General features: G+C 58.7%; 5 protein-coding genes and 1 tRNA gene. 5 read left to right on the plus strand and 1 reads right to left on the minus strand.

Going from position 1 to position 6,575, the window contains the following annotated elements; all coding sequences use genetic code 11:
- Positions 1 to 112: 112 nt before the first annotated feature.
- The 4 genes from Q0K12_RS12025 to Q0K12_RS12040 all read left to right on the plus strand — a co-directional run bounded on the left by Q0K12_RS12025 (position 113) and on the right by Q0K12_RS12040 (position 1,909).
- A complete protein-coding gene (locus tag Q0K12_RS12025; RefSeq protein WP_297263213.1) occupies positions 113 to 613 on the plus strand; it encodes a PTS sugar transporter subunit IIA in 501 nt (166 codons plus the stop codon).
- A complete protein-coding gene (locus tag Q0K12_RS12030; protein ID WP_297263214.1) occupies positions 610 to 1,071 on the plus strand; it encodes a PTS sugar transporter subunit IIB in 462 nt (153 codons plus the stop codon). Before Q0K12_RS12025 ends, Q0K12_RS12030 begins: the two co-directional genes overlap by 4 nt.
- 39 nt (positions 1,072 to 1,110) lie before the next feature.
- A complete protein-coding gene (locus tag Q0K12_RS12035; protein ID WP_363315625.1) occupies positions 1,111 to 1,752 on the plus strand; it encodes a PTS sugar transporter subunit IIC in 642 nt (213 codons plus the stop codon).
- Between the two features lie 80 nt (positions 1,753 to 1,832).
- Positions 1,833 to 1,909, plus strand: a tRNA-Arg gene (locus Q0K12_RS12040).
- Between the two features lie 721 nt (positions 1,910 to 2,630).
- On the opposite strand, the gene Q0K12_RS12045 is transcribed toward Q0K12_RS12040, so the two are convergent.
- Positions 2,631 to 4,151 (minus strand): hypothetical protein, encoded by a 1,521-nt coding sequence (locus tag Q0K12_RS12045; protein WP_297263215.1) that lies wholly within the window; start codon positions 4,149 to 4,151, stop codon positions 2,631 to 2,633.
- Between the two features lie 750 nt (positions 4,152 to 4,901).
- Here Q0K12_RS12045 and Q0K12_RS12050 point away from each other — a divergent pair.
- Entirely contained in the window at positions 4,902 to 6,395 is a 1,494-nt protein-coding gene (locus Q0K12_RS12050) for a hypothetical protein (protein WP_297263216.1), read from the plus strand.
- Positions 6,396 to 6,575 lie beyond the last annotated feature (180 nt).

Raw genomic sequence — 6,575 nt, forward strand, 5'->3', positions numbered from 1 at the left:
GAGTAGACATGGTAACCTCCGTCTCCATACCTACTCTTTTTTGAAGCGTATGGAAATAATGAGTCCTGACCCTAGAGAAATTTCCCCAACCGTCAGAAGGGCAAGGTGAATCATGGCAGAAGATCAGAGCAGCAGCCCCGCACAGGTCGGCATCATCGTGGTGGCCCATGCCGATTACGGCTCGGCCATGCTGCGCACGGCGGAATTTATCCTCGGGACCTTGAGCGACTGCACCTCCATCAGCGTTGATATCGCGCAGGAAGTGCCGGAGACCGTCAGACGGCTGGATGATGCCGCCCAGCGCCTCGACAAGGGAGCCGGCGTCATCATCCTGACCGACATGTTTGGCGGGACGCCGACCAATCTGGCCCTTTCGCTGCTGGGCAACCATCATGTGGAAGTGGTGACGGGCGTCAACCTGCCCATGCTGCTCAAGGTCTTCAGCAGCCGGACCAAGAGCCTGGAAGAACTGGCCGAACTGGCCGGCGAGGCGGGCACCAAGGGTATCGTGGTGGCCGGCAAGATGTTGCGCAACAAGACGCGCGACAAGGCGGACAAGGCCGAGAAGGCGGATAAGACGGACAAGGCGGATAAGGCGGGCGCCCAGGCATGACGTGGTTTCGGGTGGACAACCGTCTGGTGCACGGGCAGGTCATCGAGGGTTGGTTGCCCTATGTGGCCGCCCATCATCTGGTCGTAGCCAATGACGCCATGGCGCAGGACGACCTGCGGCAGCAGATCACCCTGCTCGCCGTGCCGCAGAGCGTGGAAACGCATTTCGTCAGGCTGGAAGCCCTGCCCGCGACCCTGCAGGCCTGCGGCGACAGCGTGCTGGTCCTTTTCGAGGACTGCAAGGACGCCCGCCACGCCAGCGACGCCGGCATCGCCATGAAATGCCTGAATATAGGCAATCTTCACTACGCCCCCGGCAAAAAACAGCTTTTGCCCCATGTCGCTGTGTCGGAGCAGGACAGCGAAGATCTGCGCACCCTGCTGCAGCGCTGCATCCAGCTGGATTTTCGTTGCGTACCTTCCGAGAAGGTGAGGGATTCCATTGAACAGCTTCTTTGATATGGCCTTGCGGGGCATTCCCTACGCTTTTTTTTTGTCCTGCTGGGAGTCTTCCGGCATACGCTGATCTTTCGCCTCGTTGACCGGCCGCTCTTTGCGGCCCTGCTCATGGGCCTGCTGACCGGCGACTGGCTGCTTGCCCTGCCGCTCGGCATCACGCTGGAGCTGCTCTGGCTGGATGTGGTGCCGCTGGGCAGCGTCGTTCCCCCGCAGGGGGTGTTGAGCTTCCTGCTCATGTTCCCTCTGGTCCGGCTCTACGGCTGGTCCGCGCCCGGCGCGCTCCTGCTGCCGTTGCTCCTCGCCGTCCTTGCCGCTTATGCGGCGGCCTTCGCCGAACGCAGCCAGCGCGTCCTGCTCAACCGCATCATGCCCGCCGTGGAAGGCTATTGCCGTACAGGCCGCGGCTGCGCGCCCGGGCATGCCCTGCTGCTGGGCATCAGCCTGCGCGCCTGCTGGCAGTTCGCTCTCTATCTCATCTGCTTCGTCGGACTGACGCTGGTCTTTGAAGGGCTGGACTCCCAGCGCCGCGGCCCCCTGCTGCGCAACATCAACTGGCCCATGATGTACGTCGCCGCCATGCTCGGCGCGGTGCTTTCGCTCCGTGTCCGCAAGGCCTACAGCGTGCTGCTCGCCTGTCTGTGCCTGGCCGCCGTGGCGCTGGTGCTCGAATACAGCCTGTGACCGGCGGTGCGCCGGGCTGACAAAGCCGCCTTTTCCTTTTCTTGACAGGACAGCGACATTTACCTAGTATTTTGCTCCGCGCGCTCGTAGCTCAGTTGGATAGAGCGATAGCCTCCTAAGCTGTAGGCCGCAGGTTCGATTCCTGCCGGGCGCACCAGAAAAAAACGGCACTCACGTTCATGGCGTGAGTGCCTTTTCTTTTGGGCACATCCCTGGGCACAGGCAAGGGCAACGCTCCGGGCCTGAAAAGACGCTTGCGCCATAAGCATTTTCCGTTTGAAACGCTCCAAGTTTCAAACCTACGGCCTGGCATTTGGCGGAAAAAACGCGGTGTTTCCCGCTTGGTTTGGGCCGGGCGGCACTGTGCCGCCACCTCACGTTCCGCCTTTTTCACAGGCACAACGCCCTCGCATGCCGGCATCCGCCACGCGCTCGGACAGCGGCACGCCGCAAGGAGGTATCCTGTATGGCAAATGACGGAAAGGCAGAACGGCACTTCCTCGTCAAAAGCCGCCGTGTGCGTTGAGAATTCCGTCACGCAACCTGAGAACAGCGCCCGATGCGCTTTGCCGCCGGTACGAGGTTGCGCGAAAATGTTTCTGCCCCTCATGGAATGCAGGCACTCGACCGGTAACGGCACGCCCGCGCTCTTCTTGTTTGCGCGCCGTCTCAGCCTGTCGCTTGCCCACGGCGAGCTTCCGGGGCCGCCCCGCTGATGGTTCCGGCGGGAAGGCCTCGGCAGATCGCGCATGCGCCAAGAAGCGGCGCAAGCGCGTATGCGCGGCCGGGCTCGCGCTTCCCGTGCCGCGTCGGGAGCAGACGCGCGCCACCTGAACACACAGACGCGTGCCGCACGCTGCCCTCTGACGGCTGCCCGCTCAATGCGCGCCGGGCGACTTGCCCCTGTCCTTGCCCTGCTCCTTGCCCTGCGTCGTGTCCTGCGTCATGTCCCGTGCACTGTCCTGCGTCATGGTCGACGGGTCATATCTGTTCCGGGCCACGCACTTGCCCTTTTCAAGGTACAAGTCGAGCGGCGGAATGATGGTCGACAGTTCTTCCACCGTCTCTGCCCGGGCGACCCGCTTCTCCATTGCCGTGCTGGCCTCGTGATACTCATAGTAGTTGTCGCCCCAGTAGAGCTCGGTCAGCTTGTCTGCCGGGATGTTCCTGGTTACGTGGTCGCCCGCGGTGCATGCCCCCAGCCGCAAGACCTTCTCCATGGCGGCGCAGTCCCCCTTTTTTTCCAGATACTTGGCCAGCCAATCGACATCATAGGGGCTGACGCCCCGCCGGCGCACGGCGCAGCCGTAGTAATGCCGAATGGGCTCGTCCAGCACGGGGGACAGCTCTGGCAGCCGTTCGGCATAACGTATCAGCCTCTGCCCCAGCTGCGCCTGCACTTCCCAGTTGCCGCTGGTATCCGCCAGCTCCTTGTGACGGCGCACATGCCGCAGATTGATGAAGAGTGGCTTGGCCGGGTCATGGAAGAAAAAGTTGCCGCCGCGCCTGAACTCCACACCGTCGCTGCTGCAAGGAGGCAGGTCCTTCCACATGCCGGCAAGTTCCTTGTACAGGGCGGCCTGACGGGCCGGGCTGCGCAATTCGGCCAGGGTCGGGACGAGCTTGTCAAATTCCGGCCAGGGTTGGGGCTGGGGCAAAAAATAGGTGCCGTTATAGGGATCAAGCTCGCCGGGCTTGTTTCCGCGCAAGGTGGGATCCCTGCCGGGGATGCGCCAGAAGTTGACGTAGAGATCCCTGAAGCTGTCGATTTTCCAGCCTGTTACCGGATTGTAAAAAAGACTCAGTTCCGAATTTTTCGAAGGATCTTTTTGGTATTTGGACGGATTGCGTCCCACATAATACTCCGTCAGGGCCTCCTCCTCATCGCCGGAAATAATGGGCGCGCAATCCACGACGTTATCATGCAGCAGCGCCACGGCCTCCAGCACGCCCCCGCGTGCCGCCTGCCTCAGGGTCTGTTCGCCTTCAACGGGCTTGTCCAGCAGATTCCACTGATAGATGCCGAGGATCCCGAGGCCGCGCACGTCCTGTGCCGCCGCACAGCGGGCATAGAACAGCCCCCACTCGATCCAGCGCCCGTGCGTGCGCGGGTTGGAATATTGCCTGGCCAGGGAATACAGGGCCCGCGCCATCTCCACCTGCGCCAGAGCGTCGCCCGCGTCAGCCTCATCACGCAAGGCGACCCACGACAGCCGGTCACGGATGAGCTTTTCAGTGGCCCAGCGTGGACTCGTGCGAGGGGGAGGACACTGCGCCGGGATCTCCTGATCCAGGCGGAAAATTTCCTTCACATTGGCGTCGTAGGTCTTCCATTCTCTTTCGGCTTTTTCGCGCCATGCCTTTTCCCGCATGGCGATGAACGGCTTTTCAAACCACAAGGGGCCTCTGTGGACAAGGAGGCCGCCGCTGCAGCCCCCGGTGCCGCCCACCACAATCAACAGCAGGCACAGCAGGAGGACACGACCAACCAGGGACCGTTTGGAGATACAAATGTTGCGGCGCATCGGCACAGACCTCCGCGTTGTTCAGGGTAGGGGCAGCGCAGGACGGCAGCGGGAACGGATCATATCCGGCCTGCTTTACGTCCAGGTACGCAAACCTGCCGGACATGACACGACGCGCCCGCGAAGGGAGCACGACATCCGCAACGCGGCCGGGCGGACCCGCCCAGCCGCGGCACCAGCGGATGGCAGCGGCCCGACGCCGTACCGTCGCGCTGAGCTTTGCCTTGCCCGACATGTGGTTGCGAATTTTTCCACGTTATTGTCCATAAATCAAGCTGCCCTCTCCAAAACTCACGCTATGCGCCGCTGCCCTGCCTATGCTGGCAGAAGGTCATCCGGCAGGGTTTGCCCGCTCTGCCGCATTTCCGCACCCTGACGGGCAGCATAGGCCAAGGGACGCAATGCCGGGGCCCTTGCCCGTCATGGCAGCGCCTTTCCTTTTTCCGCGTTGGCCGTTACCGTCTATCAGCAGATTTCCGTGCAGTCCTGACGCAAACCCGCCCAAACGCCTGCGTGCGGGCTGCGGCCATCTTTGCAGCGTGGACGCGGCTTGTCTGACAGCGGCCATGCGGGCGGCAAACGGGCCTGCCTGAACTCTGACGAAACGCAGCGAAAGGATGTATGATGTTCAACGCCTATGTGTGGGCCAACTACCTTGCGGCCGGCGGAAAAAATATCGTTCGCCTGTTTTCCCGGAGCCTGTACGCCCCTTTTGCGGAAGAGTATTTCCCTACCATACGCGCGCTGCGCTGCGCATACTGCCCTGATACAAAAATTGTAGATGAAGGCATCCAGCAGCTGCACGACCTTGCCCAAGACCTGAAAGAAGGAAACTTCGGTCGCTGGAAGCGCGTGCATAGCATAGATATGGTGATGGATTCCCTTCACGCTGAAATAGATGCTGGTGACGGTCTGTCAGAAAAAGATATTTTTTCCTGCTTCTCCGGGTCACTCGATTACTTTACGACATATCTGTCTATTAATTTTCCTGACTTTTTTGTTCCCTATTACTTCAAATACAATTTCAACATATTCGAAAAGATCTCACACACATTTGGTATCCATCTGCCGGAAATGCCACTCAAAAAGCATTACCGAGAGCGATTTCTTTACTATGGCGAAATTTGCCGTGCTCTTCAGGATTTCAGAAAAAAGCATCATCTCACTCTTGGCGAACTCTGCGCCTTTCTCTACGATTTTGCGCCCAAGTATCTTGGCGGGGTCAAGAGCTATCTTATTGAAAAATTGCCGGAGCCAAGAGGGATCTTCTGCATCGGCGGTTCGGAAGATGACTTTTTTCTCAAAAATCAGAAATCGTCTGTCATATGCTGGCAATGCGATCCAGAAGCTCTGGCGGGCGACATGGCGATCATGTATCTGCGCAGTCCCGCAAGTGCCTTCGACTCGATATGGAAAGTCGTTTCAACCGGTTTCAACGACCCATTTTTTTATTATTACAGATGCGCCTACATAGAAAAAATACAAAGCATTTCGCGCATATCCTTGCATAAACTACGCAAAGACAGCGTTTTTCAGACTCTTCCCATCGTCCGAAAAAATATGCAGGGGATCAACGGCGTGGAGATCCCTCCTTCGGCCTATAACCATCTCCTGGCTATCTCACAATGCGAACTCCCGCGAATAGAACATATCCAAGAGAATGCAGACATACTCTATTTTAATGAAAAAGATGTAGAAAAGAAGCTTGTCAAACCTTTCTTGGCGCGACTCGGTTATAGTGAAGCAGACTATCAGCAGCAATTATATATCGAGGTCGGCAATCATAATTTTGCGCTGATCCCTGACTTTGTCATCCTCCCGCATGTGACGAGCGATCATCATTCCGCGTATATCCTGCTGGAAACAAAACTCTCCATAGCTTCCGCCAGGCAATTGCGCGAAGCCAAAAAGCAGGCACGGAGCTATGCCAAGCAACTTGGCGCAATATTCTGCATCGTTGCCTCAAAAGAAGGGATATGGATCTCTCATTTCCGGGATGATTATGACGAGGATATCGTCACGCTTTCATGGGCTGCCCTCAACGATGCGGACACGTTCTTCTCCGTGCGACGACTGATCGGAAACAGAAGAAAAGGGAAATGCGGTCCCGCAGCGTAGCCGCGCGATGCTGGACGCCTTTTCGGCCCACGGCATACCGTTGGACAGGATCTCAGCAAAAGACCGATGTAGAGCTTTCTTCCCTCAGCGCTGCTACACTTTGCCTAGATGTAGAGTGTCAACACGTTGTTCACCCTCCGTTCAGACATGAAGCTGGAGGTTTTCTGCCAAGAGCCGAAT

Origin of the sequence: uncultured Desulfovibrio sp. (assembly GCF_944324525.1) — a bacterium.
In the GTDB taxonomy this organism is placed as follows: domain Bacteria; phylum Desulfobacterota; class Desulfovibrionia; order Desulfovibrionales; family Desulfovibrionaceae; genus Desulfovibrio.

What these genes read in the sequence shown, in the direction of transcription:
- Q0K12_RS12050 (WP_297263216.1), top strand. Translation starts at nt 4,902, where the DNA reads ATGTTCAACGCCTATGTGTGGGCCAACTACCTTGCGGCCGGCGGAAAA.
- Q0K12_RS12030 (WP_297263214.1), top strand. Translation starts at nt 610, where the DNA reads ATGACGTGGTTTCGGGTGGACAACCGTCTGGTGCACGGGCAGGTCATC.
- Q0K12_RS12025 (WP_297263213.1), top strand. Translation starts at nt 113, where the DNA reads ATGGCAGAAGATCAGAGCAGCAGCCCCGCACAGGTCGGCATCATCGTG.